Source organism: Allobosea sp. CS1GBMeth4, from assembly GCF_900185715.1.
Lineage (GTDB): Bacteria > Pseudomonadota > Alphaproteobacteria > Rhizobiales > Beijerinckiaceae > Allobosea.
Genome location: NZ_FYAS01000030.1, coordinates 221,025 through 241,609 on the forward strand (window position 1 = coordinate 221,025; position 20,585 = coordinate 241,609).

General features: G+C 70.7%; 21 protein-coding genes. 15 read left to right on the forward strand and 6 right to left on the reverse strand.

The features are described from left to right. Positions 1–62 precede the first annotated feature (62 nt). The 5 genes from CS1GBM4_RS18345 (at position 63) to CS1GBM4_RS18365 (ending at position 4,193) form a co-directional block, all read left to right on the forward strand. Positions 63–1,100 (forward strand): LacI family DNA-binding transcriptional regulator, encoded by a 1,038-nt coding sequence (locus CS1GBM4_RS18345; protein ID WP_186420173.1) that lies wholly within the window; start codon positions 63–65, stop codon positions 1,098–1,100. Next, entirely contained in the window at positions 1,097–1,477 is a 381-nt protein-coding gene (locus CS1GBM4_RS18350) for a cupin domain-containing protein (RefSeq protein ID WP_186420174.1), read from the forward strand. Before CS1GBM4_RS18345 ends, CS1GBM4_RS18350 begins: the two co-directional genes overlap by 4 nt. Positions 1,478–1,496: 19 nt before the next feature. Continuing rightward, on the forward strand, positions 1,497–1,913 hold the full coding sequence (locus CS1GBM4_RS18355) for a methylglyoxal synthase (protein WP_186420175.1): 417 nt from the start codon (positions 1,497–1,499) through the stop codon (positions 1,911–1,913). Positions 1,914–1,983: 70 nt separating this feature from the next. Beyond that, entirely contained in the window at positions 1,984–3,300 is a 1,317-nt protein-coding gene (locus CS1GBM4_RS18360; RefSeq protein ID WP_186420176.1) for an NAD(P)/FAD-dependent oxidoreductase, read from the forward strand. A gap of 11 nt (positions 3,301–3,311) precedes the next feature. After that, positions 3,312–4,193 carry an alpha/beta hydrolase gene (locus tag CS1GBM4_RS18365; protein ID WP_186420177.1) on the forward strand — a complete coding sequence of 294 codons (882 nt, stop codon included), beginning with the start codon at positions 3,312–3,314 and terminating at the stop codon, positions 4,191–4,193. On the opposite strand, the gene pgi is transcribed toward CS1GBM4_RS18365, so the two are convergent. The 3 genes from pgi to CS1GBM4_RS18380 all read right to left on the reverse strand — a co-directional run bounded on the left by pgi (position 4,172) and on the right by CS1GBM4_RS18380 (position 7,673). After that, on the reverse strand, positions 4,172–5,794 hold the full coding sequence (pgi, locus tag CS1GBM4_RS18370) for a glucose-6-phosphate isomerase (RefSeq protein ID WP_244607300.1): 1,623 nt from the start codon (positions 5,792–5,794) through the stop codon (positions 4,172–4,174). The genes CS1GBM4_RS18365 and pgi overlap by 22 nt on opposite strands. 119 nt (positions 5,795–5,913) lie before the next feature. Continuing rightward, complete coding sequence (locus CS1GBM4_RS18375) at positions 5,914–6,867, reverse strand: carbohydrate kinase (RefSeq protein ID WP_186420179.1); 954 nt, start codon at positions 6,865–6,867, stop codon at positions 5,914–5,916. Beyond that, on the reverse strand, positions 6,864–7,673 hold the full coding sequence (locus CS1GBM4_RS18380) for an IclR family transcriptional regulator (RefSeq protein WP_186420180.1): 810 nt from the start codon (positions 7,671–7,673) through the stop codon (positions 6,864–6,866). Before CS1GBM4_RS18380 ends, CS1GBM4_RS18375 begins: the two co-directional genes overlap by 4 nt. Positions 7,674–7,853: 180 nt before the next feature. Between CS1GBM4_RS18380 and CS1GBM4_RS18385 the strand changes: the two genes are divergently transcribed. The 9 genes from CS1GBM4_RS18385 (at position 7,854) to CS1GBM4_RS18425 (ending at position 17,037) form a co-directional block, all read left to right on the forward strand. Further along, complete coding sequence (locus tag CS1GBM4_RS18385) at positions 7,854–8,909, forward strand: ABC transporter ATP-binding protein (protein WP_186420181.1); 1,056 nt, start codon at positions 7,854–7,856, stop codon at positions 8,907–8,909. Next, a complete protein-coding gene (locus tag CS1GBM4_RS18390; protein ID WP_186420182.1) occupies positions 8,906–9,763 on the forward strand; it encodes an ABC transporter permease in 858 nt (285 codons plus the stop codon). Before CS1GBM4_RS18385 ends, CS1GBM4_RS18390 begins: the two co-directional genes overlap by 4 nt. Before the next feature lie 5 nt (positions 9,764–9,768). Then, entirely contained in the window at positions 9,769–10,563 is a 795-nt protein-coding gene (locus tag CS1GBM4_RS18395; RefSeq protein ID WP_186420183.1) for an ABC transporter permease, read from the forward strand. Between the two features lie 2 nt (positions 10,564–10,565). Then, on the forward strand, positions 10,566–10,856 hold the full coding sequence (locus tag CS1GBM4_RS18400; RefSeq protein ID WP_186420184.1) for a (2Fe-2S)-binding protein: 291 nt from the start codon (positions 10,566–10,568) through the stop codon (positions 10,854–10,856). Then, complete coding sequence (locus CS1GBM4_RS18405; protein ID WP_186420185.1) at positions 10,853–12,253, forward strand: NAD(P)/FAD-dependent oxidoreductase; 1,401 nt, start codon at positions 10,853–10,855, stop codon at positions 12,251–12,253. The genes CS1GBM4_RS18400 and CS1GBM4_RS18405 overlap by 4 nt, the downstream gene beginning before the upstream one ends. Then, complete coding sequence (locus CS1GBM4_RS18410) at positions 12,250–13,437, forward strand: FAD-dependent oxidoreductase (RefSeq protein ID WP_186420186.1); 1,188 nt, start codon at positions 12,250–12,252, stop codon at positions 13,435–13,437. The genes CS1GBM4_RS18405 and CS1GBM4_RS18410 overlap by 4 nt, the downstream gene beginning before the upstream one ends. Beyond that, positions 13,434–14,486 carry an ABC transporter substrate-binding protein gene (locus CS1GBM4_RS18415; RefSeq protein ID WP_186420187.1) on the forward strand — a complete coding sequence of 351 codons (1,053 nt, stop codon included), beginning with the start codon at positions 13,434–13,436 and terminating at the stop codon, positions 14,484–14,486. The genes CS1GBM4_RS18410 and CS1GBM4_RS18415 overlap by 4 nt, the downstream gene beginning before the upstream one ends. Before the next feature lie 278 nt (positions 14,487–14,764). Next, positions 14,765–15,820 (forward strand): sugar phosphate isomerase/epimerase, encoded by a 1,056-nt coding sequence (locus CS1GBM4_RS18420; protein WP_186420188.1) that lies wholly within the window; start codon positions 14,765–14,767, stop codon positions 15,818–15,820. Between the two features lie 41 nt (positions 15,821–15,861). Beyond that, complete coding sequence (locus tag CS1GBM4_RS18425; RefSeq protein ID WP_186420189.1) at positions 15,862–17,037, forward strand: Gfo/Idh/MocA family oxidoreductase; 1,176 nt, start codon at positions 15,862–15,864, stop codon at positions 17,035–17,037. 62 nt (positions 17,038–17,099) lie between these two features. Here the strand turns inward: CS1GBM4_RS18425 and CS1GBM4_RS18430 are convergent, their stop codons facing one another. Continuing rightward, positions 17,100–17,525, reverse strand: coding sequence for a DUF1236 domain-containing protein (locus CS1GBM4_RS18430; RefSeq protein WP_186420190.1), 426 nt, complete (start codon positions 17,523–17,525; stop codon positions 17,100–17,102). Between the two features lie 174 nt (positions 17,526–17,699). Between CS1GBM4_RS18430 and CS1GBM4_RS18435 the strand changes: the two genes are divergently transcribed. Continuing rightward, positions 17,700–18,446 (forward strand): transporter substrate-binding domain-containing protein, encoded by a 747-nt coding sequence (locus CS1GBM4_RS18435; protein ID WP_186420191.1) that lies wholly within the window; start codon positions 17,700–17,702, stop codon positions 18,444–18,446. Positions 18,447–18,551: 105 nt separating this feature from the next. On the opposite strand, the gene CS1GBM4_RS18440 is transcribed toward CS1GBM4_RS18435, so the two are convergent. Together CS1GBM4_RS18440 and CS1GBM4_RS18445 are read right to left on the reverse strand one after the other, a co-directional pair. After that, complete coding sequence (locus tag CS1GBM4_RS18440; RefSeq protein ID WP_186420192.1) at positions 18,552–19,490, reverse strand: pyridoxal-phosphate dependent enzyme; 939 nt, start codon at positions 19,488–19,490, stop codon at positions 18,552–18,554. Next, positions 19,487–20,527, reverse strand: coding sequence for a succinylglutamate desuccinylase/aspartoacylase family protein (locus CS1GBM4_RS18445; protein WP_186420193.1), 1,041 nt, complete (start codon positions 20,525–20,527; stop codon positions 19,487–19,489). Before CS1GBM4_RS18445 ends, CS1GBM4_RS18440 begins: the two co-directional genes overlap by 4 nt. Between the last annotated feature and the right edge of the window lie 58 nt (positions 20,528–20,585).

Genomic DNA, 20,585 nt, shown 5'->3' on the forward strand with positions numbered 1-20,585 from the left:
CGAACTGAGCCGGCATCTCTGGCGGGCTGACTCGCCGGACGGGACAGCGGGAAGAGAGCGCGATGAAGACCAGGGCAGCCAGGGCGCAGCAGGGTTCGGTGTCGCTCACCACCGTCGCCCGGGATACGGGCGTCTCGATCTCGACCGTCTCGCGCATCGTCAACGGCGAGAGCGGGCGGGCCTCGCCCGAGACGGTGGCGCGAGTCGAGGAGGCGATCGCGCGGCTGGGCTATCGGCCGAACCCTGTCGGGCGGGCCCTGCGCCACCGCGCCAGCCGGGTCGTGGCGATGCTCTCGCCCAATCTCGACAATCCGGCCATGGCGGCGATCGCGGTCTCGACCGAGGCGGCGCTGCGTGCCGCCGGCTACGTCATGATCCTCTGCGACACGCATGACCGCGCCGAGCTGCAGGACGATTACCTGCGGGCGATGCGCGAACAGTTCGTAGCCGGCTATGTGATGGTCAGCGCCGTGCGCAGCCGCGGGCTCGAGGAGACGCTGCAGCGCGGCGATCCCATGGTCTTCGTCGCACGCCACAACCCGCTCGGCGGCGGCGCCTATGTCGGCATCGACAACCGCGCCGCCGGCGCCGACGCCGCCGATTTCCTGCTGGCGCGCGGCATCGAGCGGCCGGCCGTGCTGACCGCGGCCCAGAACACCTCGAGCACCGCCGAGCGCGCCGCCGGCTTCATCGACCGCCTCGTCGCGCGCGGCGTCCCGGCCGATGCGATCCGCCGCGCCAGCGGCCCCGGCCTCTCGCATATCGAGATCGGCTACGCCGCCGCCAGGGCGCTGGTGCAGCAGGGCGGCTGGCCGGAGGGAGCGCTCTGCGTCAGCGACATGATCGCCTATGGCGCCTACCGGCTGGCGGTCGAGAACGGCGTGCCGATCCCGCAGCGCTGCACGCTGGTCGGCGTCGACGGCAATGCGATCAACCGCTGGATCGCGCCCTGGCTGACCTCGATCCGAATCCCCTATGAGAGCTTCGGCGGCCATGTCGTCGCCCAGTTGCGGTCGCTCTGGGCCGGAGAGCCGACGGCGGAGGTCCGTGTCCCGCATGAATTGCCGGCGGCGGCGTTCCCGGCGAAGGAGACGGCATGATCCCCATCGATCACGAGACCCAGCCGCTCGAGCAATGGCGCGCCGGCGTGCTGACGCGGATGCGCGTCTCGGCGCTGGTGCGCTCCGCCCAGCTCTGCATCTTCGAGCAGTTCTGCGATCCCGGCCTCGGCGCTCCGATCCACCTCCACGCCGTCGAGGAGGTCCTGGAGGTGATGGAGGGCGAGGCGGAGGTCACGCTGCGCGGCGAAAGCCTGGTCCTGCGCGCCAACCAGTCCGTGCTGATCCCCGCCGGAGCGAAGCATGGCTTTCGGAACATCGGGAGCCGGGTGCTCAAGGTCCGCGCCACGCTCGCCGCGCCGATCTTCGAGGCGAGCTACGAGGATCGCGCCGAATTGTCGCGACGCTATGTCCCCTGAGCCGGCCGAGGAGGCGAGGATGCCGCTGACGATCGGGATGATCGCCCATGACCGCAAGAAGCCGGAGCTGGCGCAATGGGCGAGCGACCATGCCGAGCTGATCGCGCCGCACCGCATCGTCGCGACCGCCACCACCGGCCAGGTACTGAAGGAGGCCATGCCCGATCTGGATATCCGCCTGGTCAAGAGCGGCCCGCTCGGCGGCGATCAGCAGATCGGCGCGATGATCGCGCAGGGCGAACTCGACGCGCTGATCTTCTTCCCGGACCCGCTGCAGGCCCAGCCGCACGATGTCGACGTCAAGGCGCTGCTGCGGCTGGTGCTGGTCTACGATATCCCCGCCGCCTTCAGCCCGCGTACCGCGACCGCGCTGGCGCAATCGGGGCTGCTGAGGGGGCAGTCGGACCCGACCGGGCCGGAACAAGCCGGCCGGTGAGCCGTCTCTCCCTCCGAGAGGCAGGACATCCCCGCCTCGGAGCGTCGCATTGCCGGAATAGGGACCGCCGATGAGCACATCGCATCATGTCGTGGTGATCGGCGGCGGCTTCGCCGGGCTCGAGACCGTGCACCGCCTGGCGGGCGCCGACACGCGCATCACCATCGTCGACCGTCGCAATCACCATCTCTTCCAGCCGCTGCTCTATCAGGTCGCCACCGCCTCGCTCGCGACCTCCGAGATCGCCTGGCCGATCCGTCACCTGTTCCGGCGGCGCCGGGACGTGACGACGCTGCTCGCCGAGGTCTCCGGCGTCGACGCCGCCAGGCGCGAGGTCGCGCTCTCGACCGGCGAGACGCTGCACTACGATACGCTCGTCGTCGCCACCGGGGCGACCCACGCCTATTTCGGCCATGACGACTGGGAGCCGCACGCGCCCGGCCTGAAGACGCTGGAGGACGCGACGACGGTCCGCCGGCGCATCCTCGTCGCCTTCGAGCGCGCCGAGGCGGAAACCGATCCCGCGCGCCGCGCGGCCCTGCTCACCTTCGTCGTCATCGGCGCCGGCCCGACCGGGGTCGAGCTCGCCGGCACGATCGCGGAACTGGCCCGCGCGACCTTGCCGGGCGATTTCCGCCGGATCGACACCCGCTCGAGCCGGGTCGTCCTGGTCGAGGCGGGCCCGCGCATCCTGCCCAGCTTCGACGCGACCCTCGCGGCCTATGCGCATCGCGAACTCCAGCGCATCGGCGTCGAGGTCCGCACCGGCGTCCCGGTCACGGCCTGCGGTCCGGAGGGCGTCGTGATCGGCGAGGAAGGCCTGCCGGCGGCGACGGTGATCTGGGCGGCCGGCGTGCGCGCCTCGCCGGCCGGCGCCTGGCTCGATGCGCCGATGGACCGGGCCGGCCGCGTCCGCGTCGAGGCCGACCTGACCTTGCCGGCCCGGCCGGAGATCTTCGTGATCGGCGACACGGCGAGCGTGACGGACCAGGACGGCAGGCCGGTTCCCGGCATCGCGCCCGCCGCCAAGCAGCAGGGCCGCCATGTCGCCGCGACGATCCGGCGGCGGCTGGCGGGCGACGCCGCGCCCAGGCCCTTCGCCTACAGCCATGCCGGCAGCCTCGCCACCATCGGCAAGCGCGTCGCGATCATCGATTTCGGCCGGGTGAAGCTGAAGGGTTGGCTCGCCTGGTGGCTCTGGGGCCTGGCGCACATCTATTTCCTGATCGGCGTGCGCAACCGGCTCAGCGTCGCGCTGAGCTGGCTCTGGATCCATGTCCGGGATCAGCGCAGCGCCCGCCTGATCACCCAGCGCGACGTGAGGCAGGCAGACCCGGGCAGGACCGGGCGGAGCGAGCCGGCGCCCTCGGTTTCGGCGCCGGGCTGAGCTTTGGCGTCATGTTCGACCGATTCACCCTCGACTACGCCGAGACGCCCGAAGCCAGGCTCCGCTTCCGGGCCGGCGGCAGCGGTCCGCCGCTTCTGCTGCTCCACGGACATCCACGCACGCACACGACCTGGCACCGCGTCGCGCCGCTGCTGGCCAGGTCCTTCACCGTCGTCTGCCCCGACCTGCGGGGGTTCGGCCTCTCCAGCAAGCCGCCGGACACCCCCGATCACGCCGGCTCGTCGAAGCGGGCCAAGGCCCGCGACTGCGTCGCGCTGATGCGCGCGCTCGGCTTCCCGCGCTTCGCCATCGTCGGCCATGACCGCGGCGCCTACACCGCCTTCCGCACGGCGATGGACCATCGCGATTCGATCGCGGCGCTCGCCGTGCTCGACGGCGTGCCGATCCTCGAGGCCCTGGAGCGCTGCGGCGAGACCTTCGCCCGCAGATGGTGGCACTGGTTCTTCTTCGCCCAGCCCGAAAAGCCCGAGCGCGCCATCCTCGCCGATCCCGACGCCTGGTACGGCGGCTCGCCGGCGGCGATGGGCGCGGGGAACTATCGCGATTTCCAGCGCGCGATCCATAATCCCGAGACGGTCCACGGCATGCTCGAGGACTATCGCGCCGGGCTCGGCATCGACCGCCGCCACGACGAGGAGGACCGGCGCCTGGGCCGGCAGGTGCAATGTCCGACGCTCTGCCTGTGGTCCAGCCGCGACGATCTCGAGACGCTCTATGGCGACGTGCTGGCGGTCTGGCGGCCCTGGGCGCCGGACCTGCGCGGCGGCGTCATCGAAAGCGGACACCACATGGCCGAGGAGGCGCCGGAGCAGCTGGCCGCGGCGCTGTCGAGCTTCCTCGGCGAGATCGGCTACGGCGCGCCGGTCAGATAGCGCGCCAGCCCCGCGGTCGAGGAATCATGCGCCTCCGGCGAGGCCTTGCCCTCGATCACCGGCAGCAGCGCCGTCGCCAGCTCCTTGCCGAGCTCGACGCCCCACTGGTCGAAGGCGTTGATGTCGAACACCGCCGCCTCGACGAAGACGCGGTGCTCGTAGAGCGCGATCAGCCGCCCGAGCGTGAACGGGTCGAGCTTGCGATAGGCGATGGTCACACTCGGCCGGTTGCCGGGGAAGACCTTGTGCGGCGCGAGCTGCTCGACCGCCTCGGGCGACAGCCCCTGCCCGGCGAGCTGCGCCTTGGCCTCCTCCAGGGTGCGCCCCTTCATCATCGCCTCGCTCTGGGCGAGGCAGTTGGCCAGCAGCAGACGGTGCTGATGGGCGAGCTCCGGCTCATGCCCCTCCGCGGCGACCAGGAACTCGCAGGGGATGATGTCGGTGCCCTGATGCAGCAGCTGGAAGAAGGCGTGCTGGCCGTTGGTGCCGGGCTCGCCCCAGACCAGCGGGCCCGTCGGCCGCGTCACGGCGCCGCCCGCCTTGTGCACGCGCTTGCCGTTCGACTCCATGTCGAGCTGCTGCAGATAGGCCGGCAGCCGCGCAAGGCGCTGATCGTAAGGAAGAACCGCGCGCGCGGGATAGCCGCAGCTCTCGCGGTGCCAGAGCCCGATCAGACCGAGCAGCACCGGCAGGTTGCGAGCGAGCGGGGCGCTGCGGAAATGCTCGTCCATCGCATGGGCGCCGGCGAGGAAGGCGCGGAAGTTCTCCGAGCCGACGGCGATCATCACCGGCAGGCCGATCGCCGACCAGACCGAATAGCGCCCGCCGACCCAGTCCCAGAAGCCGAAGATGCGGTCGGGCGCGATGCCGAAGGCGGCGACCTTGTCGAGCGCGGTCGAGACCGCGGCGAAATGCCGGCCGACGGCCGCCTCCCCGAGCGCGCCGGCGATCCAGCGTCGCGCCGTCGCGGCGTTGGTCATGGTCTCGATCGTGGTGAAGGTCTTCGACGCCACGATCACGAGCGTCCGCGCCGGGTCGAGCCTCGCCAGCGTGTCGGCGATATGGGCGCCGTCGACATTGGAGACGTAGTGCAGGCGCGGGCCGTCATGATAGGGCGCCAGCGCCAGCGTCGCCATCACCGGGCCGAGATCGGAGCCGCCGATGCCGATATTCACGACGTCGCTGAAGCGGCCGCCATCGGCCGCCGCGATCGCGCCGCCACGGATGCCCTCGGCGAAGGCGGACATCCGCGCCAGCGTCGCTCTCACCTCGGGCATGACGTCGACGCCGCCGACCATCACCGGCCGGTCCGACTGGTTGCGCAGCGCCGTGTGCAGGACGGCGCGACCTTCGGTCGTGTTGATCGGCTCGCCGGCGAACATGGCGTCGCGCTTGGCCGCGACCTCGGCCGCCTCGGCGAGGGCCAGCAGCAGCCTCATCGTCTCGGCGCTCACCGCCGTCTTGGAATAGTCGAGCAGGAGATCGTCGAGCCGGGCCGAGAAGCCGGCGAAGCGTTGCGGGTCGGCGGCGAAGATCTCGCGCAGGTGCTGCGCGACGGTTCGGGTGCGGTGCGCGGAAAGATCCGCCCAGGCCTTCTCCAGCACGATCATTCTCCGTGGCGATTGCGATCGGCCGCCGTGGCGGCAAGCCGGGGTAGCATACCGATGGCGGCGTGGTCACGGCAGCGGGCGGAAGGGGGTAGCCATGCGCGCGCCGAGCCTCAGGCAGGATCGACCAGCTTCGACCTCACCTCGGAGGCGCAGGGCGGGTCGGCGCCGTGACGGCCGACCGTGATCGCAGCCGCGGTCGCGGCATAGGCCAGCAGTTCCCGCAAGGCGGAGAGATCGAGCGCGGCGACGGTGTCGAGGCCGAGGCGGCCCGTCTGCGAGAGGCGGGCCAGCAGCGCGGCATGGAAGCTGTCGCCCGCGCCGACCGTGTCGCGGACGGCGACGGGCCGCGCGGCCAGCTCGACTTGCCCGGCGGCGCAGAAGCCGACCGCCCCTTCCGCCCCGCGCGTGATCACCACCAGCTTCGCGCCGAGGCCCAGCCAGTAGGCGGCCGCGTCCTGCAGCGACAGCCTTCCGCCCCAGGCGATCCGGACATCCTCCTCGCTCGCCTTGACGATGGTGGCGACGCGGTAGAAGCGCTCGGCGGCACGCGCCCATAGCGCCATGTCCGGCACCACGCCCGGCCGCAGGTTCGGATCGACGCTGATCGCGAGACGGCCCTGCTCGCGCACCGCGAGCAGGGCGAGCGTCGAGCCCGTCGGCTCGACCGCCATGCTGTAGGAGCCGAAGCTGAGCGCCTCCACCTCCGGCGGCAAGGCCGCCGGCAGATCCGCCGGCATCAGGAACCGGTCGGCGGCGCCCTCGCCGTGGAAACCGTAGCTCGGCTGGCCGTCCGCACCCGTCGCGACGGCCGAGATGGTGGAGAGCCGGTCGCTGCGGGCGATGAAGCGGGTCTCGACACCCTCCTGCCGCAGGCGCTCGGCCAGCATCGCGCCGATACCGTCGCGCGAGATCGCGCCCAGGAAGCCGGCCGGCACGCCGAGCCGCGCCAGGCCGATCGCGACATTGAAGGGCGAGCCTCCGGCGACGGCCCGGCCGGCCATCTGCGCGCCCTCGGGCGGATCGAGGAAGAGGTCGACCAGCGCCTCGCCGCAGACCAGGATCATGCCATCACACTCAGGCTGCGCGAAGGATGGCGCAAGGCGGCATCGAACGGATTGATCGTCGCGCCGAGGGTCGCGGCCTCCGCCTTGAGGATGGCGACGACGCCGGGCAGGCGCTCCGGGCGCAGCCGCTCCGCCAGGGTGCCGACGCTGAGCGCCGCGACGACCCGCCCCTGCGCGTCGAAGACCGGCACACCCAGGCCCGCCATGCCCGGGATCAGCCCGGTGTTGAGATTGACCCAGCCTTGCTCGCGGGCCTTCGCCAGCTCGACCCGCAGCGCCGCCTCGTCGAGAAAGCCGCGGTCGAGCAGGCGCGGCACGTTGAAGCGGATCACCGCCTCGCGCTCGGCCTCGGGCAGATGCGCGAGGATGGCGAGGCTCCCCTGCCCCAGCCCGAGCGGCACCTTGCCGCCGATATCGCCGGTGAAGGAGCGGATCGGGAACGGCCCCTCGATCCGGTCGAGGCAGACCGCGTCATAGCCGTTGCGGACGAGCAGGAAGATCGTGTCGGCCAGGGTCGCCGAGAGGCGCAGGAGCACCGGCTTGGCGAGGTCGCGCAGGCCGCCGGCCTGGCCGGCGCGCGCCGCCAGCACGAAGAAGTCGAGCGCCAGCCGGTAGCGCTTGCCGACCTGCTCGACGAAGCCCTCGGCGGCGAGGTCCTGCAAGGCGCGGTGCGCGGTCGGCTGGCTGCAGCCGGCCTGCTCGGCGAGATCCTTCAGGCGGATCCCGCCGGTATCGGCTGCGCCGACCAGGCGCAGCAGACCGAGCGCCCGGCGCAGGCTCGACAAGGTTTCGGCGGATTCGGCCATCCGCGCAGCGTTAATCAGCAGCAAGGCATCAGGCAAGTAATTTCACATATCGGAATTCACGGCATAAAAATTCTCATATCCGGAATTACTGATTGACGGCGGTGGGGAGGCCCGGATTCTGGCCGGCATACCGGCAAAAGACCCCGATGAGCGGGTGGGGCGAGCCAGGCGGGAGAGGTCATGAGCTTCCTGAGGCTGGAGAAGCTGAGCAAGGTCTACGGCGATTTCACCGCCGCGCGCGACATCGACCTCAGCGTCGCCAGGGGCGAGTTCGTCTCGCTGCTCGGCCCCTCCGGCTGCGGCAAGACCACGACACTCCAGATGATCGCGGGCCTGGTCGAGCCGACCACCGGCACGATCACGCTCGACGGCCGCGACATCACCCGCGAGAAGCCGAACAGGCGCGGCCTCGGCATCGTCTTCCAGAGCTATGCGCTCTTCCCGCACATGACGGTCGCGCAGAATGTCGCCTTCGGCCTGGAGATGCGCAAGATCGCCAGGGCCGAGCGCGACGAGCGCGTCGCGACCATGCTCGGCCTCGTCCATCTCGGCGGCTTCGCCGAGCGCTATCCGCGCCAGCTCTCCGGCGGCCAGCGCCAGCGCGTCGCCATCGCCCGCGCGCTCGTCATCCAGCCGCCGGTGCTGCTGCTCGACGAGCCGCTCTCCAATCTCGACGCCAAATTGCGCGAGGAGATGCAGTTCGAATTGCGCCGCATCCAGCAGCGCGTCGGCACCACCACCATCATGGTGACGCACGACCAGGCCGAGGCGCTCTCGATCAGCGACCGCGTCGTGGTGATGGAGCAGGGCGCGATGACGCAGGTCGACGCGCCCTACCGGCTCTACGAGAACCCGGCGACGCCGTTCATCTCGTCCTTCGTCGGCAAGATGAACCGGCTCGACGGCGTCTGGCGCAGCGGCGCGGCGGTCGTCGGCGGCATCGCCCTCCCGGCCGAGGCCGGCGGGCTCGCCGAAGGCCAGGCGATCGCGCTCTCGATCAGGCCCGAGAAGATCGCGCTGAGGGGCGAAGGCCGGGGCCGGCTCGACGGCACCATCGCCAACCGCTTTTTCCTCGGCAGCGCCTGGCTCTTCACGGTCGAGACCGCCGCCGGGCCGATCCTGGTCTCGGCGCCGAACGACGGCGAGGAACCGGCCCGCGAGGGCGCCAGGGTCGGGCTCGACTGGGCTCCGGCGAGCCTGCGCATCGAGCCGCTGGCGCAGGGAGCCGCGGCATGAGCGTCGGACGCTCCGCGGCGGCGCCGTACTGGCTGGTCGGGCCGGGCGCGCTGCTCTTCCTCGGGCTCGTCGTCCTGCCGCTCGTGCTGACGGTGATCCTCTCTTTCCACGTCTACGACCATGCCAGCGGCATCAGGAACGAGTTCACCCTCGCCCATTACCTCGCCGTGGTCAGCGACGACTATTATCTCGGCATCTTCTGGCGCACGCTCCGGCTCGCCGCCCTGACCACGCTGATCTGCGCCGTCATCGGCGCGCCCGAGGCCTATATCCTGTCGCGGATGCGCGACCCCTGGCGCTCGGTGTTCCTGCTGGTGATCATCGGGCCGCTGCTGGTCTCGGTCGTGGTCCGCGCCTTCGGCTGGAGCATGCTGCTCGGCTCGACCGGGCTGGTGAACCAGGCCCTGCAGGCGTTCGGCCTCGGCAGCGTCCGCCTGCTCTATACCGAGACCGCGATCGTGATCGCGCTCGTCCACGTCATGCTGCCCTTCATGGTGATCCCGGTCTGGACCGCGCTGCAGAAGCTCGATCCGATGGTCGAGGCCGCCGCCTGGAGCCTCGGCGCTTCGCATTTCACGGCGCTGCGGAGGGTCGTGCTGCCGCAGGTCTCGCTCGGCATGCTCTCGGGCAGCCTGATCGTCTTCGGCCTCTCGGCCTCGGCCTTCGCCATCCCCGGCCTGCTCGGCGGGCGCCGGCTCAAGATGGCGGCGACGCTGGTCTACGACGAATACATGCACGAGCTGAACTGGCCGCTCGGCGCGACGATCGCGATCATCGTCCTGCTCGCCAACCTCGTGATCATGCTGGCCTATAACCGCGTCGTCGAGACGCGCGCCCGCAAGGCCCTGGGGTGAGCGGAATGCACAGGAACGGCCCCGTCGCGCTCCTCTTCCATACGCTCGTCGTCGGCTTCGTGCTGGCGCCGCTGCTGGTGATCTGCCTCGTCGCCTTCACGCCGGAGAACACGCTCTCGATCCCGACCACCAGCGTCTCGCTGCGCTGGTTCGAGGCGATCTTCGCGCATCCGGACTTCGTCGCCTCCTTCGTCAACAGCCTGTGGCTGGCGACGCTGGCCGCGACGCTCTCCGTCGCGATCTCGGTGCCGGCGGCGCTCGCCATCGACCGTTACGCCTTTCCCGGCCGCGACGCGCTGAACGCGCTGTTCCTCTCGCCGCTGATCATTCCGCATCTCGTGCTCGGCGTCGCCTTCCTGCGGCTGTTCGCGCTGATCGGCGGCACCGGCAGCTTCGGCTGGCTGGTGGCGAGCCATGTCGTGATCATCACGCCCTATGTGCTGCGGCTGGTGATGGCCGCCTTCACCGGGCTCGACCGCTCGGCCGAGCAGGCGGCGATGACGCTCGGCGCCTCGCACTGGACCGTGTTCCGCCGCGTCACCGCGCCGATGATCCTGCCCGGCATCACCGGCGGCTGGCTGCTCGCCTTCATCAACAGCTTCGACGAACTCACCATGTCGATCTTCGTCACCTCGCCGCAGACCGTGACCCTGCCGGTGCGGATGTACATGTACGCGACCGAATCCATCGATCCGATGATGGCCGCCGTCTCGGCGCTGATGATCGCGCTGACCGCCGCCGCCATGCTGGTGCTCGACCGCGCCTTCGGCCTCGACAAGATCCTGGTCGGGCAGAAGTGACCATGCCGCTGCTGCGCCGCCTCGTCCGGGCCGACCATCCCGCCATCCCCTTCACCCTCGACGGCATCGCTTGCGAGGGCCGCGCCGGCGACACCGTCCTGACCGCGATCCTGACCCGGGCCGAGCGGCTGCGCCTCAGCGAATTCTCGGCGTCGCCGCGCGCCGGCTTCTGCCAGATGGCCGCCTGCCAGGATTGCTGGGTCGTGCTCGAGAGCGGCGAGCGCCTGCGCGCCTGCTCGACCGCGCTCAGCCCCGGCATGCGCATCCTCACCCGTCGCGCGGGGGCGGCATGAACGCGCATTCGACCCGCACCCGCCTGCAGCCGCTGATCGTCGGCGCCGGCCCGGCCGGCATCCGCGCCGCGCAGGCGCTGGTCGCGGGAGGCCTGCGCCCGCTCGTCGTCGACGAGGCGCCCGCCTGCGGCGGCCAGATCTACCGCCAGCGCCTCGTACCGGACCAGCGTTCCGCCCGCGACCTCTACGGTTCGGAAGCCGGCAAGGCCGAAGCTCTGCACCGCGACTTCGCCGGGCTCGCGGGCAAGCTCGATTACTGGCCGCAGGCCCTGCTCTGGAACCTGCGTGACGGCCGGGCCGACATCATGGTCTCGGGCGAGAGCCGGCAGGTCGCCTATGACGGCCTCGTGCTCGCGACCGGTGCGACCGACCGCGTCCTGCCCATCCCGGGCTGGACGCTGCCCGGCGTCTTCACCCTCGGCGGCGCCCAGATCGCGCTGAAGAGCCAGGGCTGCGCCATCGGCAGCCGGATCGTCTTCCTCGGCTCCGGGCCGCTGCTCTATCTCGTCGCCTGGCAGTATCTGAAGGCCGGCGCCGACGTCGCGGCGGTGCTCGATACCGCGCCCTTCGCCGCCAAGCTCAGCCTGCTGCGCGGCCTGCCGCTCTTTCCGGGAATCGTGCTGCGCGGCCTGCGGATGAGCGCGGAGCTGAAGCTCGGCGGCGTCGCTCTGCATGACGGCGTCGCCGATGTCCGCATCGAAGGTACCGACCGGGTCGAGGCGATCGCCTGGCGCCGCGGCGGGCGCGAGCATCGCTTCGCCTGCGACGGCATCGGTTACGGCCTCGCCTTGCGTTCCGAGACGCAGGCCGCCGATCTCGCCGGCTGCCGCTTCGCCTTCGACCCGCGCGACCGCGCCTTCCTGCCCGAACGTGACGCCGCCGGCCGCACGAGCGTGCCCGGCATCTATCTCGCCGGCGACGGCGCCGGCATCGCCGGGGCGGATGCAGCCGAACGCTCAGGCGAACGCGCCGCTCTCGCTCTGCTGCAGGATCGTGGCCTGCCCCATGACGCCGGCCGCGCCGCCGCGCTGGAGAGAGAGCTCGCCCGTATCGGCCGCTTCCGCGCGGTCATCGAGGCCGCCTTCCCCTTTCCGGCGCACTGGATGGGCGGGCTCGCCGACGGCACGACGCTCTGCCGCTGCGAGGAGGTCGATGCCGGCGCGGTCCGCGACGCCATCGCCCGTTTCGGCGTGCACGAGCTCAACCGGCTGAAGGCGGCGAGCCGCGTCGGCATGGGCCGCTGCCAGGGCCGCGTCTGCGGCGCCGCCGCGGCCGAACTGCTCGCGCACGAAACCGGCCGCGGCATCGAGGCCGTCGGCCGCCTGCGCGCCCAGGCGCCGGTCAAGCCCGTGCCCCTGACGCTCGCGCTCGCGGCACGGCCGGAGGCGGCGGAATGAGCCGGCGGCTCGACGTCGACGTCGCGATCATCGGCGGCGGCCTGATCGGCTCCTCGGCCGCGCTGGCGCTGCGCGGCATGGGCTTATCGGTCGCCCTGCTCGACAAGGGCTTCTGCGGCGCGCAGGCCTCCGGGGTGAACTATGGCGGCGTGCGCCGCCAGGGCCGGCCGGTCGAGCAATTGCCGCTCTCGCAGCGGGCGCATGCGATCTGGCCGCGCCTGCGGGCGCTGATCGGCATCGACGGCGAGTTCCTGCGCTCCGGCCACCTCAAGCTCGCCCGGGACGAGGCGGACATGGCCTCGCTCGAAGCCTATGCGCGGGCCACCGCCCGGCACGGGCTCGGCCTCGAGCTGATCGGGCACAATGAGCTGCGCGAGCGCTTCGGCTGGATCGGCGACGGCATCGTCGGCGCCTCCTTCTGCCCAGGCGACGGCCATGCCAATCCGCGCCTGGTCGCGGCCGGTTTCGCCGCCGCGGCGCGCCGGGCCGGCGCCAAGGTGCTGGAGAACACCGCCGTCACCGGCGTGACCCGAGACGGCGAGGGCTTCGCGCTGGAAGCGGCCGGCAATCTGTCGCTGCGCGCCCGCTTCGTCGTCAACAGCGCCGGCGCCTGGGCCGGGCCTTTCGCCGAGAGCTTCGGCGAGCCGGTGCCGCTCTCGCGCATCTACCCCTCCATGATCGTCAGCGAGCCGATGGAGAAGGTGATGTCGGTCAATATCGGCATCGAGGGCGGCGGCATCTATGCCCGCCAGGTCGAGCGCGGCAATGTCGTCGTCGGCGGCGAGCGCGGCCTGCCGCTCGCCGACCCCGATTTCTCGCGGCCGCGCGGCGACGGCGCGCTCGCGATCATGAACCGGGCGGCCGAGCTGTTCCCCGCCCTGCGCCACGCCCAGGCGATCCGCTTCTGGAGCGGCACCGAGGGCGCCATGCCGGACAGGAACCCGGTGATCGGGCCGAGCCTGACCACGCCGGGCCTGATCCATGCCTTCGGCTTCACCGGCGCCGGCTTCCAGATCGCGCCCGGCGTCGGCGAGGTCCTCGCCGAGCTCGTCCGCGACGGGCAGACGCAGACCCCGATCGCCGCCTTTTCCATCGGCCGCTTCAGCCAGCCTTCCGCCCGCACCGACGCTGGATCGGGTGCGGGGCAAGACCAAGAGCCACAACCCGGGGAGTTGAGACCATGACAAGCCATCGCACCATACTGGCGGCCGGCGTCGCCGCTGTGGCGCTCGCCGCCGCAGGCAGCGCCTTCGCCCAGTCGAAGACGCTCTATGTCGGCATGAACGGCGGCAATTTCGAGAAGACCTTCACCCAGGCCGTCTTCCCGGAGTTCGAGAAGGCCAACGACGTCAAGGTCGTGGTCGTGCCCGGCACCTCCTCCGACATCCTCGCCAAGGCGACCGCGGCCAAGGACAAGCCGCAGATGCATGTGATGTTCCTCGATGACGGCGTCATGGTCCGCGCCATCGGCGCCGGCCTCTGCCAGAAGCTGAAGCCCGGCCCGGAGCTCGCCGAACTCGCCGCCGGCACGCGCATGAAGGACGACATGGCCGTCGGGATCGATCTCGGCATGACCGGACTCGGCTACAACAAGAAGCTGTTCGACGAGAAGGGCTGGCCGGCGCCGACCTCGTGGATGGATCTCGCCGACCCCAAATACAAGGGCAAGGTCGTGTTCCAGTCGGCCTCGGCCTCGTCCTTCGGCCTGCACGCCTTCCTGATGTTCAATCGCATCCAGGGCGGGACCGAGGCCAATGTCGAGCCGGGCTTCTCGAAGTTCCGCGACACGATCGGCAAGAACGTGCTCGAATTCATCCCGAGCTCGGCCAAGATCGCCGAGATGGCGCAGACCGGCGAGGCCGCGATCTTCCCGCTGACCCCGACCGGCATCGCGACGCTGAAGGACAAGGGCATCGCCGTCGAATACGCCCAGCCCAAGGAGGGCTCGGTCGTGCTGATGGTGGCGCAATGCGTGATCGCCAATAATTCCGAGCCCGAACTGGCACAGAAGCTCGCCGCTTACCTGCTCTCGGCGCCGGCACAGTCGAAGGCTCTCGCAGCCGGCAACGTCGTGCCCTCCAACACCAAGGCCAAGGCGACCACGCCCGAGGCCGAGACGAAGCTCGAGACCTTCCACGGCTACATGAAGACGGCGGTGACGCTCGACTGGGACGCGATCAACGCCAAGCGGCCGGAATGGAACAGCCGCTGGAACAAGATGATCGAGCGCTGAGCTTTCCGTCAGTCATCGACGCCGCCGCGTGACGACGCGGCGGCGTTCCGATCGACCACGCCGTCTTTGCGGGGCATTGCGTAGCACTGAGCCCGGAAAGACGGTGTGGTTCCGCGACCGGCCTGTCCGGGACCAGCCCCTGCCGCTCTTCGGCAGACCGGTGCGACGATCGCGTTTGACAGAGGGCGTGTCCCCGCTACATTTCTGCAATCGATTACATCGGCACAGGCGGTCGATCGCGAGCTCCGCCACGGAGCCGCGCTGTCGGGAGGGGCGCGATGAAGACCATGAAGGGACCCGGGCTCTTCCTCGCCCAGTTCGCCGGCGACGAGGCGCCGTTCAATTCGCTCGACGCGATCGGCCGTTGGGCCGCCGCGCTCGGCTACAAGGGTGTGCAGATCCCGAGCTGGGACGCGAGGCTGTTCGATCTCGCCAAGGCGGCCGAATCCGACGCCTATTGCGACGAGGTCAGCGGCACGCTCGCCCAGTACGGCCTCTCGATCACCGAGCTCTCGACCCATCTCCAGGGCCAGCTCGTCGCCGTCCATCCCGCCTTCGACGAAGCCTTCGACGGCTTCGCCGCGCCGGCCGTGCGCGGCAATCCGAAGGCCCGGCAGGAATGGGCGGTTGCGCAGATGAAGCTCGCGGCAAAGGCCTCCCGGCGCCTTGGCCTGACCGCCAATGTCAGCTTCACCGGCGCGCTCGCCTGGCCCTTCCTCTACCCTTGGCCGCAGCGCCCGGCCGGGCTGATCGAGACCGCCTTCGCCGAGCTCGGCAGGCGCTGGCGGCCCATCCTCGACGCCTTCGACGAGGCCGGCGTCGATCTCTGCTACGAGATTCATCCGGGCGAGGACGTGCATGACGGGGCGACCTTCGAGCGCTTCGTCGACGCGGTCGGCGGCCACCGCAGAGCCTGCATCAACTACGATCCGAGCCATTTCCTGCTGCAGCAGCTCGACTATCTCGCCTTCATCGACCTCTACCACGAGCGCATCCGGGCCTTCCATGCGAAGGACGCCGAGTTCAACCCGACAGGTCGCGTCGGCGTCTATGGCGGCTACGAGCCCTGGCTCGACCGCGCCGGCCGCTTCCGCTCGCTGGGCGACGGCCAGGTCGACTTCGACGGCATCTTCTCGAAGCTGGCGCAATACGATTACGATTCCTGGGCCGTGCTGGAGTGGGAGTGCGCCCTGAAGCACCCCGAGCAGGGCGCGCGCGAGGGGGCGGAGTTCATCGCCGCCCACATCATCCGCGTCACCGAGAAGGCCTTCGACGACTTCGCCGCCGGCGGCACCGACGAGGCGGCGAACCGGCGCATGCTCGGTCTCGATTAAGCTCGAGGAATGGACCTCTCCGGTCATTGATGGAGACCACCATGGCGATCGAAGGCTCGACTGCGCCGAAGCTCAACCGCCGCCTGCGCCTCGGCATGGTCGGCGGCGGGCGCGGTGCCTTCATCGGCGCGGTGCATCGCATCGCCGCCCGGCTCGACGACCGCTGGCAGCTCGTCGCCGGCGCCCTCTCCTCCGATCCCGAGCGCGGGCGGCTCTCCGGCGCGGATCTCTTGCTCGATCCCGCCCGCATCTATGCCGACGCCGCCGAGATGGCGAAGCGCGAGAGGCGGCGCAAGGACGGCATCGACGCCGTCGCGATCGTCACGCCGAACCACGCCCACGCGCCGGCGGCGAGAGCCTTCCTCAAGGCCGGTATCCATGTCATCTGCGACAAGCCGCTGACCACCGGCCGGCGCGAGGCCGAGAGCCTGGCGAAGCTCGCAGGGGACAGCGGCCTGATCTTCGCGGTCACCCACAACTACACCGGCTATCCGCTGGTCCGGCAGGCGCGGGCCATGGTCGCCGAGGGTGCGATCGGAGCGTTGCGCGTCGTCCAGGTCGAGTACGCGCAGGACTGGCTCGCCACCCGGATCGAGGACAGCGGCCAGAAGCAGGCCGCGTGGCGCACCGACCCCGCCAGGTCCGGCCCCGCCGGTTCGATCGGCGATATCGGCACGCACGCCTTCAATCTGGCCGAGTTCATCGCCGGCGACGAGGTCGAGGCGCTCTGCGCCGATGCGCACATCTTCGTCGCGGGCCGGCGGCTCGACGACAACGCCCATATGCTGCTGCGCTTCAGGGGCGGCGCGCGCGGCATGCTCTGGTGCAGCCAGGTCGCCCCCGGCCAGGAGAACGGCCTGCGCATCCGCCTCTATGGCGACAAGGGCGGGCTGGAATGGCAGCAGGAGACTCCGAACCTGCTGATCCATTCGCCGCTCGGCGAACCGCCGCGCCTGATCCGCCGCGCCGGCGCGGGCACGACCGCAGTCGCCGCCGCCGCCTCGCGCATTCCCGCCGGCCATCCGGAGGGTTATCTCGAAGGCTTCGCCCAGCTCTACGCCGATATCGCCGAGCAGATCGCGGCCCGGATCGAAGAACGGCCCCCGGCCCCCTACTCGACGCTCGTTCCGACCGTCGCCGACGGCGTCCGCGGCGTGCGCTTCATCGAGGCGGCGGTGCGGTCCTCCGCCAGGGGCGCGCGCTGGCTGGAGATCTGAGCCCGGGCGAGCGAAAAAGCGCGGCCCGGAGGCCGCGCTTCCAGATGTCGGGCCGGAGCCGGTCAGTCGATGATCTGAACGACCTTGCGCGTCTTCGGCTCGACGATCACGGTTCGGTCGTTGACCACCGTGTAGCGATAACCCTTGCGAGCGCCGTATTCGCGCGGCACCTCGCGATAGGTGACGCCGCGCGCCGGCAGCACCGCGCCGACCTCGAGCGGCTCCTCGTAGCTATAGGACGGCACGCGCTGCTCGACCACGTACTGCCGGAAACGCGGCGCCGTGTTGTCGCCGATGATCGCGCCGGCGACTGCACCGCCGACACCGCCGACGACCGCGCCGGCCGGCCCGCCGACCACCGCGCCGCCGACTGCGCCGGCTGCCGCGCCGCCTGCCGCACCACCCTGGGCGCCCGAGGGATTCTGCTGCGCGAGAGCAGCGGTCGAGAACGCGACGACGGCCGTCGCGAGAGCCAGCTTCCTGATCATATGAGTTCTCCTTCCGATGAAAGAACTCCCCGGCAAACCGCGATTCCCCGGCATGGTTCCCGAGAAACCGCCAAGTCACGCCGAAGCCGCGGCTTCGCCCCGAAATCGCCGGCGGCTTGTCTCAGTGTCGCCATGCGGCGCATAAGGACGCAGCCCGCGCGGCAGGGAGGCACCATGGAATTCCGCCCCGATATCGGCCAGCTCTCGCCGACCGTGCGCGAGCACCTGGCTCCCGGGAACCTGCTGCGCGCCGGCATCAATCTCTCGAATTTCCTGCTGGTCTCGGGGCGTGGTCCGCAGGGCGAGCCGCAAGGCGTCTCGCCTGACATGGCGCGGGCCTTCGCCGATCTTCTCGGCACCGGCCTGCGCTACGTGCCCTATGCCAATCCCGGCCTGCTCGCCGACGCCGCGCCCTGCGACGCATGGGATGTCGGTCTGATCGGCGCCGAGCCGCAGCGGGCCGAGACAATCAGCTTCACGCCGCCTTACGCCGAGATCGAGGCGACCTATCTCGTCCGCGAGACCTCGCCGCTGCGCGAGATCGCCGATGTCGACGCCGAGGGCGTCCGCATCGCCGTCAGCGGCCGCGCCGCCTATGGCCTCTGGCTCGACCGCAACCTCCGCAAGGCCGAGCTCGTCCGCTCGGGCACGCTCGACGATTCCGCTGCCGACTTCGTTTCCAGGGAGCTCGATGCGCTGGCAGGCCTGCGGCCACGCCTGCTGAAGGATGTCGTGGCGATCCCCGGCACACGCATCCTCGACGGCCGTTTCACGACCGTGCAGCAGGCGATCGGCGTTCCCAAGGCCAAGGCCGAGGCGGCCGATTATCTCGCCAGATTCGTCGCCGCGGCCAAGCAGACGGGCTTCGTCGCGGCGCTGATCGCCAAACACGGCATCGAGGGGCTGAGCGTCGCGCGCTGATCAGCCGTCATTCTCGGGCGGAGCGAAGCGCAGACCCGAGACTCTCAGGACGAGAAGATACTGGTTTCCGAGATGCTCGGGTCGGGCCGGGGCATGACGGCGCGGTCACGTCCCGTCCGTTCCCGCGCCGCAGACCAGCGCGCAGACCCTGCTGCCCGGCGCCGGCACGAAGCGCTTCGCCTGCAGCGCCGCCACCGCGGCCGCGCCCGAAAGGTCGGCGGCGATTCCGAACTCGAACCAGAGCGACCTGGCCGCCTGTTCCATCTCCTCGTCGCTGACCAGCACGATCTCGTCGACATTCTTCGCCACCGCATCGTAGATCGCCTGGTCGGTGCGCCGGCACGACATGGTCGCGACCCGCGTCTCCAGCCGGTCGAGCGTGACCAGCCGGCCGGCTTCGAGGCAGGCGTGCAGCGTCGGCGAGCCATAGGGCTCGATGCCGATGATGCGCGTCTGCGGCCTGAGCGCCTTCACCGCCGTCGACAGCCCGGTGATCAGCCCGCCGCCGCCGATCGCGACCAGGATGACGTCGACATCGGGGATGTCGTCGAGGATGTCGAGGCCGAGCGTCCCCTGGCCGGCGACCACCACCGGATCGCTGAACGGATGGGCATAGGTCGCCCCGGTTTCCCTGGCATGGGCAAGCGCGGCCGCGTTCGCCTCGTCCCAGACCGCTCCGACGATCTCGACCTCGGCGCCCCATTTGGTCAGCTTGGCGACCTTGTCGGCGACGACATTGGCGGGCAGGAAGATCTTGGCCCTGGCGCCGAGCACATGGGCGGAACGGGCGATGGCGAGCCCGTGATTGCCGCCCGAGGCGGTGACGACGCCGCGCCTGAGCTCCTCCTCCGAGAGCGTCAGCAGGCGGTTCATCGCGCCGCGCGCCTTGAAGGAGCCGGCCGCCTGCAGCAATTCGAGCTTCAGCGTCACCATGCCGCCGAACTCCTCGCCCGTGCTGAGCTGGGCATAGGGCAGGATCGGCGTCTTGCGGATATGCGGCGCGATCCGCCAGCGCGCGGCGCGGATGTCGTCGAGGCCGATCACGACAGCACCCCGCGATAGGGCGCCGCCACGATCAGGCAGCAATTGCCCGGCCTGACGCGGCCCGGCTGGCGCCTGCCATAGAGGATGCCGTCGGCGGCGTAATGCAGCGTCTCCGGCGGGCGGGCCGGGTCCCAGGTGCAGTGGATGCGCCCGGCCGGCTGGCCGGCGCTCACCTTGTCGCCATTGGCATGGAACGGCTCGAAGACGCCGTCCGCCGTGGCGTAGACGTAAGCCGAGGTCCCCGGCAGTTCGAGCACCTGCCCGTCGCCGCGGCGCGGCTCCGGCGCGTCGCGGGCGACGATGCCGAGATGGTCGAGCACATTGGCGACGCCGCGGCGGCAGAGCTTCAGGGCGTCGAGCGAGACCGTCCCGGCCCCCGCCATCTCCGTGCCGACCGTCACCAGCCCCTGGCGGCAGGCGGTCGCCGTCGCGGTGCGCGGCTCGCCGAGATTGGAGATCACCACCGTCATCGGCGCGTCGAAGGCCTGCACCGCCGCGACATTGCGCTTGTGCAGCGCGGGATCGTCGGTCGGCTCGACGATCGCGCTCGGGATGATGTCGAGCGAGGAGCCGCCGGAGTGCAGGTCGAGGAAGGCGTCGCCCAGCGGCAGGATATGATCGCTGACGAAGGCGGAGATCTGCTGGGTGATGGTGCCGCGCGGATCACCCGGGAAGGTGCGGTTGAAGTTGAGCCCGTCGACGCTCGAGGTGCGCTGGCCGGCGACGACTGCGTGGACGTTGTTCGCCGGCATCAGGATCAGCCGGCCCTGGACGCGCCCGGGATCGAGGTCGCGGATCAGGTCGCAGATCGTGATCGGGCCCTCGTACTCGTCGCCATGATTGCCGCCTTCGAGGATCGCGGTCGGCCCCGAGCCGTTCTTGATGACCGCGACCGGAATGCGCGTCGCGCCCCAGGCGTCGTCATGCGGCGAATGCGGGATCATCAGGAAGCCGACCTGCTTGCCGTCCTTCTCCGGATCGACGGTGAGGAAGGCGCTTGACGGGCGTGGCGTCGGCTTGTGGCGGGGGCTGGTCATGGGGGCTCGGGGCATGGTTTGAGAAGCCCTGCCCATGAAGGGAAGGGTCGAGGCAGGC

Bases quoted from the DNA above. Each gene is read 5' to 3' on its own strand.
- CS1GBM4_RS18425 (WP_186420189.1), top strand. From the start codon at position 15,862: ATGGCGATCGAAGGCTCGACTGCGCCGAAGCTCAACCGCCGCCTGCGC.
- CS1GBM4_RS18375 (WP_186420179.1), bottom strand. From the start codon at position 6,867: ATGATCCTGGTCTGCGGCGAGGCGCTGGTCGACCTCTTCCTCGATCCG.
- CS1GBM4_RS18385 (WP_186420181.1), top strand. From the start codon at position 7,854: ATGAGCTTCCTGAGGCTGGAGAAGCTGAGCAAGGTCTACGGCGATTTC.
- CS1GBM4_RS18355 (WP_186420175.1), top strand. From the start codon at position 1,497: ATGCCGCTGACGATCGGGATGATCGCCCATGACCGCAAGAAGCCGGAG.
- CS1GBM4_RS18410 (WP_186420186.1), top strand. From the start codon at position 12,250: ATGAGCCGGCGGCTCGACGTCGACGTCGCGATCATCGGCGGCGGCCTG.
- CS1GBM4_RS18350 (WP_186420174.1), top strand. From the start codon at position 1,097: ATGATCCCCATCGATCACGAGACCCAGCCGCTCGAGCAATGGCGCGCC.
- CS1GBM4_RS18360 (WP_186420176.1), top strand. From the start codon at position 1,984: ATGAGCACATCGCATCATGTCGTGGTGATCGGCGGCGGCTTCGCCGGG.
- CS1GBM4_RS18405 (WP_186420185.1), top strand. From the start codon at position 10,853: ATGAACGCGCATTCGACCCGCACCCGCCTGCAGCCGCTGATCGTCGGC.
- CS1GBM4_RS18395 (WP_186420183.1), top strand. From the start codon at position 9,769: ATGCACAGGAACGGCCCCGTCGCGCTCCTCTTCCATACGCTCGTCGTC.
- CS1GBM4_RS18430 (WP_186420190.1), bottom strand. From the start codon at position 17,525: ATGATCAGGAAGCTGGCTCTCGCGACGGCCGTCGTCGCGTTCTCGACC.
- CS1GBM4_RS18400 (WP_186420184.1), top strand. From the start codon at position 10,566: ATGCCGCTGCTGCGCCGCCTCGTCCGGGCCGACCATCCCGCCATCCCC.
- CS1GBM4_RS18435 (WP_186420191.1), top strand. From the start codon at position 17,700: ATGGAATTCCGCCCCGATATCGGCCAGCTCTCGCCGACCGTGCGCGAG.
- CS1GBM4_RS18380 (WP_186420180.1), bottom strand. From the start codon at position 7,673: ATGGCCGAATCCGCCGAAACCTTGTCGAGCCTGCGCCGGGCGCTCGGT.
- CS1GBM4_RS18445 (WP_186420193.1), bottom strand. From the start codon at position 20,527: ATGACCAGCCCCCGCCACAAGCCGACGCCACGCCCGTCAAGCGCCTTC.
- CS1GBM4_RS18365 (WP_186420177.1), top strand. From the start codon at position 3,312: ATGTTCGACCGATTCACCCTCGACTACGCCGAGACGCCCGAAGCCAGG.
- CS1GBM4_RS18345 (WP_186420173.1), top strand. From the start codon at position 63: ATGAAGACCAGGGCAGCCAGGGCGCAGCAGGGTTCGGTGTCGCTCACC.
- CS1GBM4_RS18415 (WP_186420187.1), top strand. From the start codon at position 13,434: ATGACAAGCCATCGCACCATACTGGCGGCCGGCGTCGCCGCTGTGGCG.
- CS1GBM4_RS18390 (WP_186420182.1), top strand. From the start codon at position 8,906: ATGAGCGTCGGACGCTCCGCGGCGGCGCCGTACTGGCTGGTCGGGCCG.
- CS1GBM4_RS18420 (WP_186420188.1), top strand. From the start codon at position 14,765: ATGAAGACCATGAAGGGACCCGGGCTCTTCCTCGCCCAGTTCGCCGGC.